General features: G+C 40.7%; 22 protein-coding genes. 2 read left to right on the top strand and 20 right to left on the bottom strand.

Annotated features, from left to right (window positions below; translation table 11 throughout):
• Positions 1-2: 2 nt before the first annotated feature.
• Entirely contained in the window at positions 3-995 is a 993-nt protein-coding gene (locus tag DVW06_RS03235) for a DNA/RNA non-specific endonuclease (RefSeq protein WP_005473129.1), read from the bottom strand.
• A 693-nt stretch (positions 996-1,688) separates the two neighbouring features.
• Between DVW06_RS03235 and rsgA the strand changes: the two genes are divergently transcribed.
• Entirely contained in the window at positions 1,689-2,642 is a 954-nt protein-coding gene (gene rsgA, locus DVW06_RS03230) for a ribosome small subunit-dependent GTPase A (protein ID WP_005473130.1), read from the top strand.
• A 259-nt stretch (positions 2,643-2,901) separates the two neighbouring features.
• Here the strand turns inward: rsgA and DVW06_RS03225 are convergent, their stop codons facing one another.
• The 4 genes from DVW06_RS03225 to DVW06_RS03210 all read right to left on the bottom strand — a co-directional run bounded on the left by DVW06_RS03225 (position 2,902) and on the right by DVW06_RS03210 (position 4,351).
• Positions 2,902-3,252 (bottom strand): DUF2200 domain-containing protein, encoded by a 351-nt coding sequence (locus DVW06_RS03225; protein ID WP_137264401.1) that lies wholly within the window; start codon positions 3,250-3,252, stop codon positions 2,902-2,904.
• An 89-nt stretch (positions 3,253-3,341) separates the two neighbouring features.
• Positions 3,342-3,626, bottom strand: a complete 285-nt coding sequence (locus tag DVW06_RS03220) for a hypothetical protein (protein ID WP_005473131.1) — start codon at positions 3,624-3,626, stop codon at positions 3,342-3,344.
• Positions 3,623-3,901, bottom strand: coding sequence for a hypothetical protein (locus DVW06_RS03215; protein ID WP_005473132.1), 279 nt, complete (start codon positions 3,899-3,901; stop codon positions 3,623-3,625). The genes DVW06_RS03220 and DVW06_RS03215 overlap by 4 nt, the downstream gene beginning before the upstream one ends.
• Before the next feature lie 87 nt (positions 3,902-3,988).
• Positions 3,989-4,351: a hypothetical protein gene (locus DVW06_RS03210; protein ID WP_029486803.1), complete on the bottom strand. Its 363-nt coding sequence runs from the start codon at positions 4,349-4,351 to the stop codon at positions 3,989-3,991.
• Between the two features lie 313 nt (positions 4,352-4,664).
• Here DVW06_RS03210 and DVW06_RS03205 point away from each other — a divergent pair, with 313 nt between their 5' ends.
• Positions 4,665-4,901, top strand: a complete 237-nt coding sequence (locus DVW06_RS03205; RefSeq protein ID WP_003126571.1) for a glutaredoxin domain-containing protein — start codon at positions 4,665-4,667, stop codon at positions 4,899-4,901.
• Positions 4,902-5,707: 806 nt separating this feature from the next.
• Here DVW06_RS03205 and DVW06_RS03200 read toward each other — a convergent pair.
• The 15 genes from DVW06_RS03200 to aroC form a co-directional block, all read right to left on the bottom strand.
• Positions 5,708-6,562 carry a sce7725 family protein gene (locus tag DVW06_RS03200; protein ID WP_005473135.1) on the bottom strand — a complete coding sequence of 285 codons (855 nt, stop codon included), beginning with the start codon at positions 6,560-6,562 and terminating at the stop codon, positions 5,708-5,710.
• 4 nt (positions 6,563-6,566) lie between these two features.
• Entirely contained in the window at positions 6,567-7,241 is a 675-nt protein-coding gene (locus DVW06_RS03195) for a hypothetical protein (protein ID WP_003126573.1), read from the bottom strand.
• A 92-nt stretch (positions 7,242-7,333) separates the two neighbouring features.
• On the bottom strand, positions 7,334-8,968 hold the full coding sequence (locus DVW06_RS03190) for a hypothetical protein (RefSeq protein ID WP_123867001.1): 1,635 nt from the start codon (positions 8,966-8,968) through the stop codon (positions 7,334-7,336).
• Positions 8,952-9,671, bottom strand: a complete 720-nt coding sequence (locus DVW06_RS03185) for an ABC transporter ATP-binding protein (protein ID WP_003126576.1) — start codon at positions 9,669-9,671, stop codon at positions 8,952-8,954. Before DVW06_RS03185 ends, DVW06_RS03190 begins: the two co-directional genes overlap by 17 nt.
• Before the next feature lie 165 nt (positions 9,672-9,836).
• Positions 9,837-10,019, bottom strand: a complete 183-nt coding sequence (locus DVW06_RS03180) for a hypothetical protein (protein ID WP_003126577.1) — start codon at positions 10,017-10,019, stop codon at positions 9,837-9,839.
• Between the two features lie 627 nt (positions 10,020-10,646).
• Positions 10,647-12,917, bottom strand: a complete 2,271-nt coding sequence (locus DVW06_RS03175) for an AAA family ATPase (protein ID WP_137264400.1) — start codon at positions 12,915-12,917, stop codon at positions 10,647-10,649.
• A 16-nt stretch (positions 12,918-12,933) separates the two neighbouring features.
• Complete coding sequence (locus DVW06_RS03170; RefSeq protein WP_003126580.1) at positions 12,934-13,413, bottom strand: DUF6530 family protein; 480 nt, start codon at positions 13,411-13,413, stop codon at positions 12,934-12,936.
• Between the two features lie 210 nt (positions 13,414-13,623).
• The gene (locus DVW06_RS03165; RefSeq protein ID WP_005473140.1) at positions 13,624-14,472 is read right to left on the bottom strand and encodes a DegV family protein; all 849 of its coding nucleotides are present in this window, start codon (positions 14,470-14,472) and stop codon (positions 13,624-13,626) included.
• A gap of 96 nt (positions 14,473-14,568) precedes the next feature.
• Complete coding sequence (locus tag DVW06_RS03160; RefSeq protein WP_123866999.1) at positions 14,569-15,825, bottom strand: LCP family protein; 1,257 nt, start codon at positions 15,823-15,825, stop codon at positions 14,569-14,571.
• A 131-nt stretch (positions 15,826-15,956) separates the two neighbouring features.
• Positions 15,957-16,421, bottom strand: a complete 465-nt coding sequence (locus tag DVW06_RS03155) for a GNAT family N-acetyltransferase (RefSeq protein WP_021149691.1) — start codon at positions 16,419-16,421, stop codon at positions 15,957-15,959.
• On the bottom strand, positions 16,384-17,259 hold the full coding sequence (gene pheA / locus DVW06_RS03150) for a prephenate dehydratase (protein ID WP_003126584.1): 876 nt from the start codon (positions 17,257-17,259) through the stop codon (positions 16,384-16,386). The genes DVW06_RS03155 and pheA overlap by 38 nt, the downstream gene beginning before the upstream one ends.
• Positions 17,260-17,766, bottom strand: coding sequence for a shikimate kinase (locus DVW06_RS03145; protein WP_003126585.1), 507 nt, complete (start codon positions 17,764-17,766; stop codon positions 17,260-17,262).
• Positions 17,763-19,049 carry a 3-phosphoshikimate 1-carboxyvinyltransferase gene (gene aroA, locus DVW06_RS03140; protein ID WP_005473144.1) on the bottom strand — a complete coding sequence of 429 codons (1,287 nt, stop codon included), beginning with the start codon at positions 19,047-19,049 and terminating at the stop codon, positions 17,763-17,765. The genes DVW06_RS03145 and aroA overlap by 4 nt, the downstream gene beginning before the upstream one ends.
• Positions 19,050-19,059: 10 nt before the next feature.
• Positions 19,060-20,145 (bottom strand): prephenate dehydrogenase, encoded by a 1,086-nt coding sequence (locus tag DVW06_RS03135; protein ID WP_003126587.1) that lies wholly within the window; start codon positions 20,143-20,145, stop codon positions 19,060-19,062.
• A 77-nt stretch (positions 20,146-20,222) separates the two neighbouring features.
• Positions 20,223-21,389, bottom strand: coding sequence for a chorismate synthase (gene aroC / locus DVW06_RS03130; RefSeq protein ID WP_003126588.1), 1,167 nt, complete (start codon positions 21,387-21,389; stop codon positions 20,223-20,225).
• Positions 21,390-21,394 lie beyond the last annotated feature (5 nt).

The raw sequence follows: 21,394 nt of genomic DNA, 5'->3' as shown, positions 1-21,394 counted from the left end.
TTTTATTTTGGTGCTCGATAACCAGCAGCTTTGGCTTCCGCAATCGTTTTGAACCATTCTTTTGGATTTGTCGTCTGTTCATAGCCTCTCGTACCTGGCAGATGATAAATGCCATTTTTTGACCCTTTGATCAGACCATTTCCCTTCGCGTCTACATATTCTTTTTCATCTTCAGCAACATTCGATGTAGTATTTTTTGCCGAAGTGCTAGTCGCATCAGATGCTTCTTCAGAAAGCACACTTGTCCCATCTTGGTAATGGATCGTCACACCATCTTGAATATTGAATATATAAATATTGAAGCGGATCGTATTATCGCCAATCGATTGGGCTTGCATTTGAACGCCTCGTGCCACTAATTCATCACCGCGGTAAATAGGAGTCACCGAATAACGAACATAATGGCTGGGATCTTGTTCTAAATAGTATTTGATATCCATTTCATAGCGTAACATTTCGGGATTATTCAACTGTTGTGTACCTGTGATCAGATTTTTCCAGTTGGCATTTTCTCCCGCCAGAGCAAAGCCGATCAAATGAGTTCGATTATAAAGATAACCTTTTTTCAGCTTTTTATTGTGCCAGCCTGTAGGCGTGACACTAGAGATATCCCCGCGTTTTTCAGTAGGCATCAGGGATTGATTCAACATAGCTTCCGCAGAAGTGGCTCGATTTAAGCGATCGAGATCACCATATTTTTCCCATGCACCATTTTTTATAGAGAGGGTATCTTGTGAGAAGGAGGGGACATTGTTGTTGATAGTAATGGTTTGTGTCCCTTGATATGTCAATGCAGCGAGATTATTTGCTGACTGGGTTTCTTTTGTATGCGAATCTGATGCTTTAGAAGACTCTGACTGTTTCACCTGTATAGTAGATGAGTGTCCAGGTGATGAAGTGGGGTTCGGGTCTTTTTGGGTTTGCGTGTACAAGCTGATACCAAGTACAGCAGCAATCAAAAGACCACTGATTGTACCAAGAAGTTTCTTTGCCATGATTTTCTCCTAACATATGGTTTGCTCCTTTGTAAAATCGCGAGCGTAAGATGGGGTTGCGAGTTTCAATAAAGGAGGAAAAAATAAATATTCTGCTGCTATCATACCATTTTTTAAATAACAGTTGAAAAGAAAAAAACTTTTTTTACCAAATATTTCTTATATGAATAAATAGAAAAGAGAATATTATATAACGAATTATTCACAAAAGAACTAAGATTATTCACTAATGGGTAAAGGAGAATGGTCAAAAGTTAATGAACATAGGGAAGATAGGGCAAGAATGGGGATCTCAGAAGAAGATAGGAAGGAACAACGATAATAGTAGAACAGTGATACAAGGGGAGGCTTATTGCTTAATGAGCGAGGAGCTATCTTGAAAAAATCGTAGAGGATGAAGAGAGTTTAAAGAGGACTGTCTATCGCGTGAGTTTCAGCTTTTTCGTTTTAGTGGTTTTGAAGCCATTGACAGGGGATATTCAACGCTCCATAGCATTTCTTGCGGCTAATCATTATTGAGCTATAAAAGAAAAGCTGGTCTGACAATCGCAAGAAATGCTATACTAGGGATACATCAATCGATGAATTTACTCACGAAAGGGGAAATGTCATATGAATACTTATAATGGACGTCAAGATCATGGAGGTTTCCCTTTATAGAGTGGCACCTCCAAACATAAATGGAGGAAATTCATGGAAAATCAAGGAATTGTTATCTTTCAAGCGAAAGATCTGGCAAAAGTAGTCTTGTCTTCAGGAGAAGAACGTTATGCCCGTGTCTCCGGAAAGTTTCGCCAGCAAGCAACAGCATTGAAAGACTATCCGATCGTAGGCGATCGGGTAATGGGGCATTGTTATGATCAAAATCAATTTTTGATTGATACCGTCTTGCCGCGAAAAAGTTTTTTACAGCGGAAAGTAGCTGGAAATCGACCAGACGAACAAGGAATCGCTGCTAATGTGACGACTGTCTTTCTTACAACAAACGCCAATGAAGAGTTTAATCTCGCTCGCTTGGAGCGGTTCGTTACGATTGTTTGGAACAGTGGAGCCAATCCAGTCATTGTATTAACAAAAATCGATCAGATGGACACAACAGAAACAGAAGCAATCATCAACCAGCTGAAGCTGACATTCGCTTTGCCGGTTTTAGCTACCACCATCTACAAAGATGAGCGGACGCAATTCGAACCATTTTTGACGCCAGAAAGCATGGTAGCCTTTATTGGTTCTTCAGGGGTTGGTAAATCTTCTTTACTCAATCAATTACTAGGAGACGAACGGCAGACAACCAAAGCCATTCGTGAAGAAGATGGGCGTGGTCGTCACACTACCACGAGTAGACAGCTGTTCCGCTTGCCAAATGGGGCAATGGTCATCGATACTCCTGGCATGAGAGAAATCAGTTTGGAGACGGTTGCTGCTTCTTCATTAGATCGGCATTACCAGATGATTGAACTTTTAGCAGAAAAATGCCGCTTCAAAAATTGTCGTCATGAATCAGAGCCAAATTGTGCAGTCAAAGAAGCGTTAGCTTCTGGAGAACTCTCGCAAGATCTATTTAACCGTTACCGTAAAATGGAGAAAGAATTGGTCTATTTGAGACACAAAGAACACCTGCAAGCACGTAAAAAAAGAGAAAGATAGCAATACTAAAAGCGCTGTGACCTGAATGCTGTATACATTTTGACTCGTTTTCCTAATCACATTAAGAAAGGGAGGTACCAAAATGGGATTCCTGCAAAAGAGCCACAGCGCTTTTTTTAGACTGAAGTTAAATAAAAAAATCCGTCGGACAGGAATGCCCAACGGATCGAAGCAAACGATTTGCCCCTGCCAAGGTAGTCTCATTTATACGTAATGGACCAATGAAACGCAATAATTATAGAATAGGACCACTTAAAAACTATCCTCGCAAAATTTTTTCAATTGTTTTTCCTCTGGCTAATTCATCAATCAATTTATCCAAGTATCGAATTTCTTGCATTAAAGGTTCCTTGATCTCTTCTACACGAACGCCACAGATAACTCCTTTGATCATTTTTCTTTTCGGATTCAAGTCAGGCGCCTCTGCGAAGAAACGTTCCATTGAAACTTCTTCTGCTAATTGTCGGGACAGACCTTCTTTCGAATAACCAGTTAACCAAAAAATAATCTGATCCACTTCATCTTGGGTACGATTTTTGCGCTCCGCCTTCTGTACATAGAGGGGATAGACACTTGCAAAAGACATGGTGTATATGCGCGGATTTTCCATTTTTTACCTCCGTTGAAAATGTTTTCTTGATCTATAGTATACCATGAATGAAAAGAAGAATGATTGGTTGGTATCTCACAGAAAAAAGATCAGAGAATGATCTGTCGATCTTCTTCACGAAACCCATAGACCTTTTGTCGTTCTTCACCGTCCCAATAGAGCAAAGGTAAGTTTTTGTGCAACATTAAACTCGTATAAAGTTCTTTGATGGATAGTGGGGGACGATTAGGTTCAAAAAATAAAATCAAGTTCCCAGAAGCATCTTGTGCAATCGTCGTGAAAGGGACCAAGGTTTCCTTACGGCTTAAGTAAATTCCCTGATACTCTTGTTGTGTCGTTGTCGTTAATGCTGTCAGCAAATCCCGCGCTCTCATGAAAGAACCGCCTTTCCTCGTTGTTGAGACAATTGTTCGATGTCCATCATAATTTTCGTTTTCCCCCGAACAGCATATTTACGGACAATAAATTGCTTGCGCGCATTCCACTCGCCAACAGCCACCAAAGACATGCCTTCCGTGACATCTGCTAAAAAAGATAAGCTATGGCGATTGATCAAACAATTCGTCGTTCCTACTGTAAAACGGACGAGGGGAGAAGAAGTAAACGTCAGCAATCGAATCTTTGTCACTGTTCCTTTAATCGTTTGCATAGGGGAAACCTCCTTTAAAAAAATAGATTTGCACATTCCGTAAAAAACTTTCCGATAGTACGCTTGTCGTGGCTCATCGCCTACGATTCATTCATCCAGTGCGAACCATTTCGTCTCTTCGAAAAAGGAAATATGCCGGATCTCATCGTAATGTACTTTACGTCCATCAATATAAATGCCTAAAGAATCGTAGCTTTGGATCATGCCGACCACGTCAGGAGGGTAGAGACCGTCTTCATTGACTTCTTCACATTGGATCGCTACTGCTCGACTTTTGATCCTAGCTAAAGTCAACACTTCATTGATCTCTTCGCTAGTCATGGCTGGCTTTGCAGGCCACACAAAGTGACGCTGGCGCTCATCCTGTCCGACTTCTGTTGTATGTTCCGATAGAAAGAATCCCTGCCATTTTAATTTTTTTCGATCTTCGTAGGGTTGGAGCATGCCCATAAGAATCACCTCTCACCACTATAATACAAACATTCGTTCGCATTTGTAAAGCGAACAGTTCTTTAAATTTTGCCGCAAAAATAGATAGGAGTGAGGGCGATCTTAAACTCAAACAGGACAGGGATGGATAGATACACTTTTTTAATGACTTTTATCAGCAAAATCTTTTTCCCTCAACTCACATCAGGTCAGTAGTAAACCAATTTATTTATATGTTGATGAGTAAAGATTATTGAATTAAACAAGAATTAAATTTACAATAAAAATAACATAAAAACCAATAAAAATAAAAAGGATGGAGAAATAATATTATATGATAACGCTTTATTGCAAAACTAATTGTATTCAATGCAAAAAGACAAAATTATTTTTAGACGCTCATCGAATCCCATATATCGAAAAGAACATTGAAGAAAAAGAAGAATTTCGCGAAGAAGTGAAACTATACGGATTCCAGTCCGTACCAGTTTTAATCCCTAATGCCTCAACTGGTTTGAACCCGTGGTTTGGCTTTCACCCAGATGAATTAAGAAAACTCAAACAGAAATGATCGTCGCAGCCGCCAGACACAACCACAGAAATGCATTTTATAACAATCGATCGCTATTTTTTGAAGTAAACTCAAGAATTGATTTTAAGGAAATTAACTCAGCTTAATCTGATACCTGATAAACTTATAAACGAAACATATACAGCAATAGCAACAATTTTATGAAATCAAACAAATGAGTCACTTAGTAACAAACGAAAGATCTTAATGACGAGACCCAATCAAATGAAATCGATGTATTAAACTAGTGATCAGTGACATACACCAAGACAATACATCAACTAGCAGCCAAATAAACACCAATGACAGGAAAATTGGCGAATCGTTGTTGATTTCAACATTCATAAGGGAAAAAAGACAGCGAGAGAGGGTCAAAATGCAAAAATCAAAAACATTTTGAACCGTCTTTTTCCAAATATAACTTTGTATAATATATATTATGTAAACTAAAATAAATAATTTTTAAAGTTCTGAAAAAATCTGGTGAATTTACTTCTCCTCCCTCTGATTGAGCTGTATTTTTCCTTAAAAACAGCGATTTTTCTTAAAGTGAACCATTTTGAGTAAAAAATGAGTCTTTGCCGCGCAGATTGATGATTTTTATGTATTGAATGCCAGTATTGTACAGTTGGCTTCCTAAAACAAATTTTAGCGTGCTTCAGCTGCTTATTAGGATTTTTGATGCATGACTGATTGGTGATTTCAGTGATGATTGAACTGCAACCAAAATCTATGATTGTAGCTGCAGTTAGATTTCAGCTCCTGAGAGAAACTTTTCTTTATATGACTGATGACATAACTAACAATCATGTAAAATGATAACGGCTGATTAATTCCAAGTGGTTCATGACAGCAGCTTTCCGCAAAACACCCATACCTGGAAACTTATCCTTTTTGTATGCTTCAAGTAATAACTCTAAGCCTGATGTTTGAGTTGGATAGATTTCTTCATGTTGCAAAACTTGTGACATGAGCTGTAGAAACTTTTCTTTTTGAGTTTCTAATGATTCGTCCGAAACAAAATGAGTGATTCGCAACTTCTGCTGCTGATCAATAAATAGCCAGTGTAAAACAATTGTTTTAGAGGGATAACTATGTGCATAATAGATTTTGCTGTCGATAGAAAAATCACTATAGCCGGAAAATCCTTGCTGCTCGTAGTGCTGATAAACGGTTGGTAACACTTCTTCTGGTACTTCCTGATAGAAGCTGTTTCTAGGCAGTCTAGTAAAAAAATCATGCATGAGAATCTTTGGTCCCTGGATTTTTTTCAATAAACGGAATTCTTGTCCAACTAAGATCGGTGTCTGATTTTTACTCCAGTCACTGGCCAACGCTGGAGCAGATCCATGAACAACCCAAAGGTCCGGCTGACAGTCAATGGTTTCAATTGGCTGATCGATGATATAGGCTTTAGCGTTAGGCAGTGTTTGTAATAAACGACTTCCTTCTTCCGTCAGAAAGTCCCCCGCCTGTGGATTGACGATAACAAAAAAAGGATGCGCTTTTTTCTGAAACAGCTCAACTGTATCCCAAAAAGTCTTGGATTGCCGGATAGGCTCAATGACGGGTTGAACTTCTAAAGACAGCTGTTCCATTTCTAATAGACTTTTTAATGCCAACAAGTCAAATTGTTTGCCGCGAAAATATGGATAATACATAGTGCTACTCCTTTTCTTGTGTCAAAAAACGCTGTTCCAATTCGAAATAAGCTTCTCGCGTTGCAACCAGTTCTTCTTTTAGCGCTTCAATAGCTTGTAGCTGCGTATCTTCAATAAAACGGTCGTAGTAATTGACCCCGCCGCCAAATAAATCGTATTCTGGTTCCCTTTTCTTTAGTTCTTTGTACAATCGTTCCGTCGAGAAAACGCGCAAACCTCGTGCTGTTTGCTTGGCCTTCCCCACTTCTCGTGCTTGTGCAGAGATCAAACGATACAACAATGCGTTTTCGTTGACGAGTAAAGATTGCCGCTGCGGTTTTTTCTCGACGCTAAAATAACCAGGGCTCCCCTTTTCTTGATCAGCAAATGCATGGTAAACCAATACACCGATGGCAGCAGGAATCTCTTCCTTGACCTTTACATATAATGCATGCGGCAAAACAAAATAATTATAATGCCCAATAAATGACAGCTTCGCTTTTGAACGAAAATCCGCTAGGCTGACTTTTAATTCATAACAGCGCCATTCAAACAAATTTTCTGGTGTTAAGCGACAACTTAGAGTATCAACGATTCCTTGATCGTCCGGCATGATTACCTCTTCGATGACAATATCACTGTTTTCGCGACAGTAATAATAAAGGGCTTCTTCCATTTCAAGAGTCAACGTAGTTTTCATCTGACTAGACCCTCCTATTCACAACTTTCTCTCATTATAAAACATATGTTCGCATTTGTGAATAGGTTTTATAATGCAGTCCTGATTCTCTCCTATTCTTTGATTTTAAAGGTCTTCGGCGCGAAGCGAATGATTAGTACATATCCGACAAAAACATAGAGTAATAAGACCATTGAGACAACGATCGAGTAAGCAAATCCAGAAACATGCAGGCGCAGGTTGATATAGCTGATCCAATACAATACTCCACTGACAAATTTGTAGACCGGATTGACCACTCTCATATCTCCAGTAAAAGGTTGTAGCAAGTAATAGATAAATAATTCATGAAATGAGAACAATGCTGTCAAACTCGTCAATAATAAAAATAAGACCCCAATGAAATACCAGCTAGCTTGCAATCCATTTAGCAAGTCCCATAATAAGAAGCCGACAAAAATACTTCCCGCAAAGACTCCGTTGTAAAACATTGATTTGATAAAACGGTAATTAAACCCACTGAGGATCGTTTCTTTCTCCCGATAAAAAGGATAGTAAAGCATGGAGATGTCACAGTTAACAAAAACCATTTGGACGATTGCTTTTCCCAATGAACCAAAATACATAACTAAAAATAGAGCTGGCAGTAGTGCTGTCAGATCCTCTTCATTAGGATATGGAACAATCTTCAAAAAGGATAATAAAATCAATCCTAGAAATAGAATAGACACAATACCGACACGGTTCAGCAATTTTTTGCGCAACAGTTTACGGTATCTTTGAAAGAGCAATCCGTTGAGGTATTCTGATCCTTGCAAATGAGTGAGTGGCTTCTCCTGATCCAAAGAAAGTTTTTTCTGCATTTCAATCCCTTCATTGAGATATTGACTTGAATCTGAACTGATGGTTTCTAGCACACTAAATTGCTGATAGCTTTTTTCAACAGAATAAAGGAAAAAATCATTTTCTTGTGTAAAGTGTTTTAGGTAGTAAAAACAGCCAGTGCCGGCAATCAGAAAGAACGCCAAAAGTCCCAACCCGAATGTCATAGTTGGAATAATCTGTTGAAGCAATAAGCCGTAGAGCGACGCTAAAATCAGCATAGATATGGCTAGTCGCCAACCGATGCGCCAGCCACTGCCCCATTGCTTTTGGAATCCCCAGCGAATTAGACTGGCAGCTGCCACACAAGCAAAGCCAGCACCAAAGATACCAACGAGGGTCAGCCAACTATTGCCAGCAAAAAAGCTGTACAACAAAAATGCTGGTAGATAATAAATAATGGATTGGATCGTCTTAAAGAAAAGATTCATTCGCAAATACTGTCGTTTTGACACCATGAAGTAATCCGTGAATTCAATCGCTTTTTGATCTAATGTAAATGAGAACAAAGAAAAAAAATTGCTGGCTAGTGCAACGACCACTAGCCAAGTATAAAAACCAGCAATCATTATTTGTTCTTCAAACTGATCAAAAGAGCCAAATAAATTCTCCCAACCATGAAAAGCAACCAAGGCAATTGCATAATAAAAAAGCAGCCAAATAATTTTTGTGAAAAATGGCAAGATCAAGCGCAAGCTAAATAATACAGTAAAAAGCATTTTTTTGAGACCGTATTGCCCATAAAGATCACGGGGAAGATGTTTTCCAATCAAAGGAATTTTGGTCAAAAAATAGAGAAATCCATTCGCTTTCGTTGAAAAAATCGTCTCTTCATAAAGCCAATAAAGTTTAATCCATTGCAGCATCGGGCTCCCCCTCCGTCAGCAAAGTAACGATTTCTTTCTCAAAATCTGGTTCATGAATGTGAGAAGGATCAATCCCGGTCAATTGATGATTATTTAGTAGGACCACTTCATCACATAAATCTTGTGCAAGCTGTAAAATATGAGTGGAAAACAGTATGATCGAATCCTCTTTTGCTGATCGGATCATTTGTTTGATTTCATGGGCAGCTACAACATCGAAAGAGGTCAATGGTTCATCAAACAACATGATTGGTGGCTGCACCATCAAAGAAAGAAGCATTTGTACTTTGTTTTTCATGCCATGGGAATAATCTTTCATTAAACGATGCTGCTCTTCTGAAGAAATTCCTACAGACATTAAAAATTCTTCTGGAGAAAGCGACTGTTTGATGCGCTCCCGATTGACATCCATAAAAAAGCGCAAAAACTCAATCGCCGTCATAAAACCTGGCAGATGCGGTTGCGTGAATGTAAATCCGACATCTGTATTTTCATAGGTTCGTTGATTGCCGTCTTCAACTAAATAAATACTCCCGCTATCAACGGTCATATTCCGAGCGATACATTGGAATAACGTCGTTTTCCCTGCCCCATTGCGCCCTAAAATACCATAGATTTTTCCGGTTTCAAATTGATAACTTACCTGATCAAAAATTTGTTTCTTGTCAAAGCTTTTGGAAATAGCATTGATCTCTAAAAACAAAAAAACACCCCTTCTCTTTAAAAACAAAGATTATTAACTAGAGATCCCGCTTGCAAGGTTTTCTAAGTGAAACGATTTACGTTGGTAGCCGTCATCATCGTAGCAAGCAAGTGCAAACGAGACTCGTTCATTTTTTTCTCATCGATAGAACATTATCCTTTCACATCAACTTACTTCATGGCGATTGACGATTTCAGACAACCGGCTCCTGTAGCCAAGCCAACAGCCTAGGACCCCTAGCAGACCAATTAGTAAATGCCATGCCCAAGATATCACTGAAGAACCGCTATTCAGTAATCCAGCAGGCAACTGATAAAAACTGGCTAAAATCATGAAAGGCTCGTTCAAAAACAATCCCGCCTAATGAATCGCCAATCTAAAAAGCCAAACCAATCCCGTTCAAGGAAAAAAGAGTCTCCTCGATAGCCATCAAATGAAGCGATTGTCCTACTAAAAATCGGATCGTCACGGATTTTTCCCCTTCGGAAAAAAGGAATTGTTTGTCACATGAACGACTATATAGGAAAAAGATAACTGCCATGCCGATCCATAGAATACCGACCACCCCTAGGAAAATAAGGAGTAAAAAGAGCCAACTTTGAAAAGAACTGTCTTGTGAAGTCTGTTTTAAACGCCGTTCAAGAGCATACCAACGAAAAAAAAGAATGTCCACTTTTCACAAAAAAATAAGAGCGAACTCACAAATGTAAATAGTCCATAACTCATCCGCAATGTTCTTCTTCAAATGTTCTTCTTCGAATGAAATAAGCTCCTGCATTAGAGAAAGGATAGATATAACGCCAATTCAAAGTCATTGTTGTTCCTCCTTTGTGATCAGTTTAGCATACGAAGCAGAAATTGAAAACGTTCGTTTAATTTAGCTTACATATTCTTTTTATAAGAAACAAATAACATCCGCCTCCCACTTCTATGCAAGACGGATGTTATTTAAAAAGCAGCCGAATGAATCGTAATTTAGAAATAACGGCTGATCAGTGTTAATAATTGTTTGGGAAATTCTTTAAGATTGCTGATATCGATATATCTTTCCGCGCCATAGATTTCTTTGATGACGTCTTTGTCTTGTCCGATGGCAGCGGACAAAAAGATGATTTCCTGGCGTTCATACTCTTTGATGACTGCTTGAATATCCGCTTTCGCCTTATTGCCCGTATAATCTGGCATTGCCTTTGGCTGACCATCACTAATCGTCAATAGTAATTTTGTCGTAGCAGATTGTTGGGAAAGTTTTTCAGCTAGTACCCGCAGCACTGCCCCATCACGATTGTTTTGTCGGGGTTGAAGAGACATCAGCTTTGCCGGCACATAATCAAAAGGTTCAGCAAATTCCTTATAAGAATAGAGAGAAGTCTTCTCTCGTACAGACAAATCGGCTGTGTCGCCATAAATCATCAGCGGGAGATCTAGGCGCTGTGCAAACACACTCACTGCGAGTGCAGCTTGTTGTGCAGCGGTGATCCGTCCCTCCCGTACCATGGACCCTGATTCATCGATTCGTAAAGCGATCGCTAATGAAGGCTGTTCATGAGGAGGATTTTTCTTATCAAATGTTCGAAAGTCGCCATAAGCAACACGACTTGCATCAAAGCGTGTCCCGCTATATTTTCCTTTGCCATAAGAAGAAGCTGCTTCATTTTCTAATAATTCAAGCAACTGTTTTGTTATTGTTTCAACCACAGGCAACAACGGTGCTAGAAGTTGTTGGGCTTTCTGAGAAGCATTTTCTTGGAGTTTTGGCCGATGCACAATCAATCCTTCTTTCGCATGGATAGATTGTTTTAGCGCTTGCCGCGCTTCTTGATTTGCTTGTTTTCTTACTTCTTTATCCAATTGCCTGAATTCTTCGATCGAAAGATGCTGACTGGAAGGTTCTTGAGCAGATTGTTCACTTCCTTCCTTTGTGTGTCCCTCATCAGACGAATGTTGGCTCTCTAAAGAGTCTCCATCTATAGTGTCTTGAGGCACCGCTTCCTGATTATCTTGGTTTGTTTCCTGTGTATCTAGCACCTCAGGTGTCTCCAGTGTCTCTGCTGTTTTTTCAGTACTAGCTGCTGTCCCCATCTGCAAGGATGCTTCTTCAATATTTCGCGCATCCGCCTCTTCAGCAGATACGATGCGTCCATGTATTGGTTGTCGATGACTCATTTTCTGTCCTTGATACAAACGTCTTAGCTCTAAGAGCAATTCTGATTGATCGAGGGCTTCTTGCAGCAGACGCAATTCGTCTGGATCTGTCGTTAACTTGTATAAGACTTTGACCGCTAACGTATTTAAAGGTGATTGCCCATTTTTAACCGTATTCAGCCAATAAAAATAAGATCGCATACCAGCCACACCCTTGATGGCATTTGCTCGTGCAGAAGTATCGAGAAGTCGAATAATCTCTGCCATTTTGCTAGCGATCGCTTGATCTTGAAAGCCGGTTTTAGCAAGTCCCCGTGCGACCATCACAGATAGTTCAGGAAGGTCCATTTTTTCCGCATGTTGCATCCGATCTCTAAGAGATTCATTCAATGGACGATTGCCCTGATAGTTCCGATTTGTTGTGATAATGACGACACAATCCGGATGGCGCCTGACAACGCCAGTTGGCAGATTCAGCATCCCATTTTGCTCCAATGCAGAGTTGAGAGCGACGAGTACCGAGGCATCCCGGATGACTGTTGGTTCTTGGATTTCTAATAGATACCCTTTTTCCATCGCACGAACGATTTCCGAAGGATAAAATTTATAATGAACGACATCGGTCGTATCTATTTCTTCAAGTCGTCGAATCAAGTCTGCTAATTTTTCTCGGGCACCCTCACTGGTGAGCGAATAGTGATCCGCAATCACTTGAATGACCTGATCTAAGCTATTACTCAAATAGATCGCTTCTAACAATTCACTGTCTTCTTCTTGATCTGTTGCTACGATCGGCAACAATGCACCAAAAACATCTGATTTATCCATATCAGCAAAACAGGTGATTTTGGTATAAGGCAATTGAAGATCATAGGAGAGAGCTTTGGCTAATTGCGTTTTTCCAGAGCCAGCATCTCCTTCCAATAAAACATTGAAAATCTTCATCTCTGGATCTTGCCAGTTTAGCTTGATTTCTTGAGCGATCCGCAGTTCTTCTTGACTTGTCTGATGACTCGCTGGTTTTTTCCAAATCATTTGCTGTTCTAACTTGCTGAACTGTCGACCTTCTGTCAAAGTAAAAGGGGTACGATTGATCCCCATGTAGATTCCTCCTTTCTTAATAGCCCAATTCGTTTAACAACCGACTTAAAATTCGAAAACGTTCACCGATCAATTCACCATCTTTTTGCAAGGCATCATAGAACAATAGAATATCCTCATCAATTTTAGGATTGTCTGTATCAACTTCTACTGTCATCCGATTTCCTTGCAGTCCAATAATATCGATGAGTGGGTTTTCTGGATCATAAAACTTTTCATGACGATAGGCATCTTGAAAATAGAGGCTAGATTGCGCGACAAGGATCGCTAAGTCAAGAATCCGTGATAATGGGAGTTCTTCTGATTGACGAGACCACTTTTCCCCCGTGTGCCGCCATACTTTCCCTGAGATATCTACCTTTCCTCGATCATTCCATTGTGCCAGACCCAACGATAAGCCTTTCGCATCCGTATGAAGCGCATAGCGTCCATCTACTGTATCATAGTCTTCAACTTTGATGACGGGTTTGTGTTTTAAGTTTTCTGGTATTTTCATTTTCCATCCTCCTGTTTAGTAATTTACTAAAGTAGTAATTGGATTAAGTATAGTCAGTGTGAATCGGATAAACAAGCAAGATGCTTTTAAAGCAAAAAAATACCCATGTGACCAGAAACTAGCAAAAGGAATCCCTTGACAAGCTTCTAAGTAACATAGGTATTTTTATAAAAATCAAATAATTGCATAGGAATAAATAACTCACTTTTATTATTGCGCTGCGATGGCAATCCCAATCGCTTTTTCACCCAAATGAGAACCAATCACAGGACCAAAATGACCCACTTCGATTTCGGCATCAGGGTATTTCTTTTGCAGCTTTGCTTTTTCCTCTAAAGCCACAGACAAGTTATTGGCATGGATCACATAGAATTTCACTGGGTAAGCGATTTCTGATTCTCTTTGACCAATAATGTCTTCTGCGCGATTAAAAGCTTTTTTACTGGAACGAATCTTCTCATAAAGCACGATTTTTCCTTCGTCAAAAGTCAAGATCGGTTTGATCTTCAATAATCCGCCGATCAATGCAGCACCATTTGTTAAACGTCCGCCTCGCACGAGATTGTTTAAGTCATCTACGATCAAATAAGCATACGTATTATCGCGGATGCGATCGATGTGGGTCACGATCTCTTCAATGGTTTTGCCTTGTTGGTTCAGATCCAACGCAGCTTCTACCATATGTCCCATTGGCATGCTGGTGATTTTAGAATCATAGGGAATAACCCGCGCGCCTTTGATATCATCTTTGATACCATATAACGTATTGATAAAGCCAGAAATGCCGCTAGAAAGGTGAATACTTAAGATCGTATCATAACCTTTCTGGGCAAGGGTTTCGTATAATGCAATCACTTCACCAAGGACAGGTTGAGAAGTTTTAGGAAATTCTTTACTGTTTTTCAGCAAAGAGTAATATTCATCTGGCTGAATGTCGATCCCTTCGTTATAGCTTTTTCCATCTAAAATAACAGGTATTGGGATAACGAACAAGTCAGCGTGATCCTGGATGCGTTCAGGCAAGTAAGCTGTACTGTCAGTAACAACGGCTAATTTCATTTCTTTTCCTCGTTTCAACATATTTCAAACGTCATTAATAATATAGCATAAACCAGTAAGCTTTCAAAACTCTTTTCAAAAAGTTTTCAGTTAAACTTACTGATTTAAGAAACTTTCGATGGCTTGTTTATTGGTATCAAAGTTGATGACCAGCACACTTCCTGCTTCATAGGTTGAGCCATACTGCCATGAATCATCGACAGGAACAGTTAAGCGATCAATGCCCCCTACGCCTTTGGCAATCGAAAATGTGTTTCTCAGCAAGAAGCTAACTGGCAGATTAGTAGAAGCATACCCTAGGACTTTCCCTGCTGCGTATGGCAATTTAACGATGGATAAAGGATTCTTCATGGCATTAAACACAGCATCCATCACTTGTTGTTGTCGACGCACACGCCCAAAGTCGCCTTCTTCATCCATACGGAACCGCGCATATTGCAATAATTCTAAACCGTTCATATTCTGTTGCCCTTTCTTGATAGGGACTTCAAGGTTTTTACTCATATCTTTCTCAGCGTTGATCGGTACACCACTAGGAAAAAGAGTGTCAATCACTTTTTCGAAAGATTGAAAGTCTACTTTGACATAATAATTCGTTTGGATTCCGAAATTTTCAGCTAACGTTTGCCGAACTAACTCTGCCCCGCCAAATGCATAAGCTGCATTGATCTTGTTTTCTCCATATCCCGGAATCGTGACTAGCGTATCCCGCATGAAAGAAAGCAGCTTTGGTTTCTTTGAAGGGCCATCCAATTGCAGCACCATGATCGTGTCTGCACGACCAGTTTCGCCTTTACGGCTGTCGCTTCCTAAAAGCAAAATATTTTTTGCTCCGTTCGCAGATGCTACACCATCAAACGTTTCCGTCTCTGAGACTTGTGCATCGCTTTTGGCCACCTGCTGCCCTGCCACAAAAGCCACGATCGAGTAAGCAAGTACAAACACTAGCACATACAGGATGAAACGCAAAATTGGCCGTTTCTTACGTTTAGCTTCTTTTGATTTTACTTTCTGCTCTTGTTTCGCTGGCTTCTTGTTAACAGACTGACCATTGTTGCCGAAATCCTTTTGTTTACCAAAGGATTTTGACTTGTTTTTTTTGCCAGTTAACAGATTCGGCCGCTGAAGGGTTGTTTTTTTTGACGAATGATTGCCAGAAGACCGCTTCTGACTTGTTTGGTCGTTCTCCCTTTGTTGTGCAAAATCGTTTTCTGCTGAATACTCTTCTTCCTTTTGAGGTCTTCTCACAGATTTTGTTTCTCGACGAGCAAAGATCGTTTCTTTATGAGCAGCTCGTTGCTCTTCTTTCGCTAATTGTTCATGCAAGTTTTTGTTGCGGTCCATTCGACTCATAGGACAGTTTCCTCCAAATAAAAAAAGCTTTTCTTTCTTATAAGAATACCTTACGAAAAAAAGAAAGAAAGCTATTTTTTTAAATTTTAAGATTTTCCTAGCAACTTTTTGATAGAAAGATGAAAAGCGGCTCATAAAATCTTGCTTGCTCTGTAACGTTCAACTTGAAAACCATTTCGTTGGTAAAAATCAGCCACTTGGTTTTTGGCCCAGAAATTCAAAGTGAGGGTTGCAAACTGCTTTTCTCGAGCAAAATCTGCGGCATGGGTTAATAAGGCTTCACCGACCCCTTGCTTTTGGTACGCATTTTCAACCGATAACGCTTCGATCTCAAGTCGACGTTGAGAGACCATTTGCGGTGTATCCGATAACTCAATCTCTTTTAGATGAATAAATCCGCAAGGTTGTTTTTGCCAGGCTACAAAAAAATGATGCGTTTCTGCGGCAAGCAAATCCTGTAACAAGTCGCGGAATGCCTCGTAGTCAAAGGATTTGAAAACGTTAGGTATCAATTGATGATGGACCTCTTGAACACTTTGATAAAGTTTAGCTAATAAATCAGCATCCTCGCAAGGACTGATTTTCCTCTCTTTCATTTCCTTCACCTATTTTCTTCACAGCATACGAACCTAGAAGATGGACATTACAATTTAACATCCTGATTTCTTCTAAGGCATTCTCAACCAAGGCCCAAGGCTGATTTAGCACTAAATCTATCACAAAAAAATATTCCCCTAGACTCGTTTTTAATGGTCGGGATTCGATTTTGCTCAAGTCAATGCCGCGCCAGCCAAAAGCGGCCAAAATCTGATGCAGACTACCTGGTCGATTGGTAGGCAAGGTCACATAGATCGTGGCTTTCGTTGCCTTATCATGGAAAACGCTCGATTCGTTTGTGTCTTTTTGCAAGATCCAAAAACGAGTTTGGTTGCTAGTCGTATCCTGGATATTTTTTTCCTGAATGAATAGACCATAAGCATGGGCTGCTTCTTTGGAAGCAATGGCTGCTACCGGCTCCGCTGGATGCTCTGCGACAAAGACGGCAGCAGCAGTCGTCGATGCCACCGCTTCAATAGGAACATCTGGGAAGTTATGTTGCAAAAACTCCGCACATTGGGCCAAAGCCTGTGGATGAGAAATGATTTTGGAAATCGGCTGTCCTGACTGAATGGTCAGTAGCTGATGGTTGATAGGCAAAATCACTTCTTGTTCAATGATCAGTTCCTTTTGTCGGAAAAGTGTATCGATTGTTGCATGAACCGAACCCTCTAATGAATTTTCATTGGGGACTACCGCTCGTTGGATGTCCCCTGCTACTAATGCTTGAATACATAATGGGATCGATCCAAAAGGAACCATTTCTTCATTTAAAAAAGATTCACAGGCGGCTCGATAAGTGAAGGAGTTTTTTGGGCCTAGATAACCAATCTTCATTTATTCACCTGCTTTTTGAATGATTTCAGTCACGATCTCTGCTGGAGATTTGCGGGTGGTATCGATCACTACTGTCGCACTTTCTTCGTATAGTGGCATTCTTGGACGATAAATATCAATGATTTCTGCCGGCGATTTCGAAACGACAAGCGGACGAATATTGACCGTATCCTTTTTCAACCGATCGAGCAATTCTTCTGGCTCCGTTTTTAAATAGACGACTTTCGGAAATTGCTGCAATAGTTGCCGATTTTCTTCTTTTAGGATGATGCCGCCACCAGTAGAGATCACTTGATCAAGTGTTAATGAATGAGTCAAAATCTCCGTTTCTTTTTCTCGAAAAGCGGCTTCCCCGTAACGATCAAAATAGTCTTGGATCGTCATGCCGATCGATTCAACGATCAGATCGTCAAAATCAACATGTGCCAACTGTAATCGTTCTGCTAATAAGCGGCCAATAGTTGTTTTACCAGCACCCATAAAACCGATCAAAACGATTCCTTTCATTCAACATCACCTCCAGTTAATTGGCGGAGATCCTCAAAGAAGTGGGGGTAGGAGACCGCTACTGCTTCCGCCTGTTCTAATTCCACATCTTCTTGCGTCAATAAAGCAGCTACTTGCAGCATCATACCAATTCGATGATCGCCGCGACTGGACACGTTACCACCATGAAGGGGCGTCGGACCATTAATAATCAATCCATCTTCCGTTGGCGTGATATCTGCTCCCAGTTTCGTTAATTCTTCTGCGGTCGCATCGATTCGGTTCGTCTCTTTGACTTTCAATTCTTCAGCATCACGAATCACCGTTTGGCCGACAGCTTGTGTAGCTAACAAAGCGATGATTGGTAATTCATCAATGAGTCGAGGAATGATCGCGCCTTGGATCTCTATTCCTTTTAATGCAGAAGAACGAATAGTAATCGTAGCTGATTGATTGTTCTGATCGATCGCTGTCAGTGAAATCTGAGCACCCATTTGTTCCAGCACATCTAAAATTCCTGTTCGCGTCGGATTAATCCCAACATTTTCTAGCGTGATTTCACTATTGGGTAAAACAGCTCCTGCGGTTAAGAAAAAAGCAGCTGAAGAAATATCACCTGGTACAATCACTTCTTGTCCAACAAAGGATTGAGGACCTGTAATTTGAATCTCCTTTCCTTTAACCGTGATCTCGCCGCCAAATTGACGAATCATTTCTTCCGTATGGTTGCGGCTCGGTTCTTTCTCGACGATTCGGGAGGTACCCTGTGCTTGCAATGCGGCAAAAAGTAACGCTGATTTGACCTGTGCACTAGCAACAGGCATTGAATAATCGATTGGGCTTAAATCGCGTGTACCTTGAATAGTAATCGGTGGAAACTCACTTTCATTGCTGCCGTTAAGTCTCGCACCCATTTGATTCAATGGCAACATCACTCGATTCATTGGTCGCTGATTCAACGAATCATCCCCCAGTAAAGTAGTCGTGAAAGGTTGCCCGGCTAAAATACCCATCATTAAACGAATCGTTGTGCCTGAATTTCCTACATCAATCGAACGGTCAGCAGCTTTCAAACCGCCAAACCCTTGACCAGTGATCGTGATCGTCTCGCCGTCATCTTGAATGGGGACTCCCAATTCTTGAAAAGCGTGAAGGGTACTAAGACAATCTTCCCCTCTTAAAAAATTACGAACCGTCGTCGTCCCTTCTGCTAATGCACCAAACATGATGCTGCGGTGAGAAATAGATTTATCTGAAGGGACTGTCAGTGTGCCTCTTAGGTGGTTAGCTTTAAGTAGTTTCATCATTGTTCTCCTATTTTATCCGACATTGATAGGTCGTATTTTCAGTGATCAGCTGCTGGGCTTGCTGCAGCTCTTTTTGACTTTTGAAAGAAATCTGCAAGACACCAAGTATATCTTCACGCGTCTCTAAAATTTTTAAATTGATCAATGAGAGATTGCCCGTGCTTAACAGCTGGGTGACCTCTGCTACCACACCCGGATGATCCGGAACATCGATCAATAGATCATAGAACGCTGGAATTGCTCCAGTTTGGTGGATAGGTAAATGGTCTCTTGTTTCTTTAGCATCTTCAAAAAAACGGAATATTGCTTTTTCATCTTTGGTCAGCAACCACTGTGATACTTGCTCCATTTGTTTTTGCCAGGTTGCGATTAGCTGCAAAAGCTCCTGTCGATTACTTAATAAAATATCCGTCCACATGCGGGGATCGGAAGAAGCAATGCGAGTGATGTCCCGAAACCCTCCTGCGGCTAGTTGCTGAGCCCTAGGCTGTGATTGATTAAACGTATTCGCCTGATTGACTAACCCGGAAGCAATAATATGAGGTAAATGACTTAGCATTCCAGTGATTTGATCATGCTCGTTTGGTGCCAATTCGACGTATTTTGCTCTGGTCCCTTGAAACAATCGCTGCAGTTCATTCATGCGGTTGCTAGTAGTCGGGGTGAAAATGTAGTAGGCATTTTCGAATAAATTCTCATCTGCTGCTAAAATACCCGATTTATGAGAGCCAGCCATAGGATGACCGCCAATAAAATCAAAGGAGAATTGCTGCGCAAATTGAACAATCTCTGCTTTTGTACTACCAGTATCCGTTACTAAGACATTTGACTTTAAAGTTACTCTTCCCAATTCAGCCAAATAAGCTTTCGTGATCTCCACTGGAAGTGCCAAAATGATGATATCTGATTGGATCGCTCCTTCAGTAAATGAAGCTGGCACGAAGTCAACAATCTGTGACTGTATGGCAATTTCATTGGTCGATTCACAATGATCCCAGCCAATCAGATAGCTGTCAGCAACAGCTTTTTTGATGCATTTTGCCAACGAAGCACCGATCAATCCTAGACCAGCGATCATGATTTTTTGTGACATTGGAATGTCCCTCGTTTCCTTTTTCTCAAGATATTTTTTAGTAGTGGGATAAACTCTACTACTTTTAGTAATGAATTTTAGTAATGAAGCAAGTAGTCACGGTATTCTTGGACAGCTGTTTGTAATTCTTCAAAGGAGTCACTCGGAAATTTTTCGAGTATTTCATTGGCTACTACTGTAGCAACGACATTTTCACAAACCACACTGGCTGCAGGAACTGCCGTACTATCTGAACGTTCAACACTTGCTTTGTAGGGCTCTTTGCTATCGATATCAACGCTTTGCAACGGTTTGTATAACGTTGGAATGGGCTTCATCACTCCACGAACAACAATCGGTTCTCCATTTGTCATTCCTCCTTCAAATCCGCCCAAATTATTGCTGCGACGCGTGTATCCTTTTTGCTGATCCCAGAGGATTTCATCCATCACTTGCGAACCGGGTAAGACTCCTGCTTCAAATCCGACACCAAATTCAACACCTTTAAATGCATTGATACTAACCACGGCCTGCGCAATTTTGGCATCCAATTTTTTATCCCACTGCACATAACTGCCTAGACCAGCGGGGACACCCCCGATTAGAACTTCTACGACGCCACCAATCGTATCCCCATTTCTCTTGGTTTGGTCGATCAATTGCTTGATTTCTTCTTCGACAGAAGGATCCAACACCCGAACTTCAGATGCTTCGGAGCGCTCGGCAATTTCTTGAACAGTCAAACCATCAGGAATAGCTGCTTTTATGCCGCCAAGCATTGTCACATGGCCAGCCACTTCAATCTCTAATTCCTTTAAGATTTTTTTGGCAATTGCACCAATGGCCACTCGCATCGTTGTTTCCCGCGCAGAGGAACGCTCTAAGACGTTTCGCAAATCCTGATGACGGTATTTCATGCCTCCGACCAAGTCTGCATGTCCTGGTCTAGGCCGAGCCACTCGTCGTAATTTCCGATCTTTTTCAGGAACTTCCTCGATTGCCATCACTTTCGTCCAATTTTTCCAGTCTTTATTTTCCACCACCAATGTCACAGGCGACCCTAATGTTTTTCCATGTCGGATGCCGGAAGTAATACGGACTTGGTCTTTTTCAATCAGCATGCGACCGCCGCGGCCATAACCCGTTTGTCTTCTCGCTAGTTCGTGATTGATATCTGCTGCTGTTAAGGGTAATCCCGCTGGTAGACCTTCAATAATTGCGGTCAATTCAGGTCCGTGGGATTCACCTGCTGTAATATAACGCATCATCC

The organism is Enterococcus sp. ARL09-542 (genome assembly GCF_005234805.1).
In the GTDB taxonomy this organism is placed as follows: Bacteria; Bacillota; Bacilli; order Lactobacillales; family Enterococcaceae; genus Enterococcus_D; species Enterococcus_D gallinarum.
This window is presented reverse-complemented; position numbering and strand designations above follow the sequence as displayed.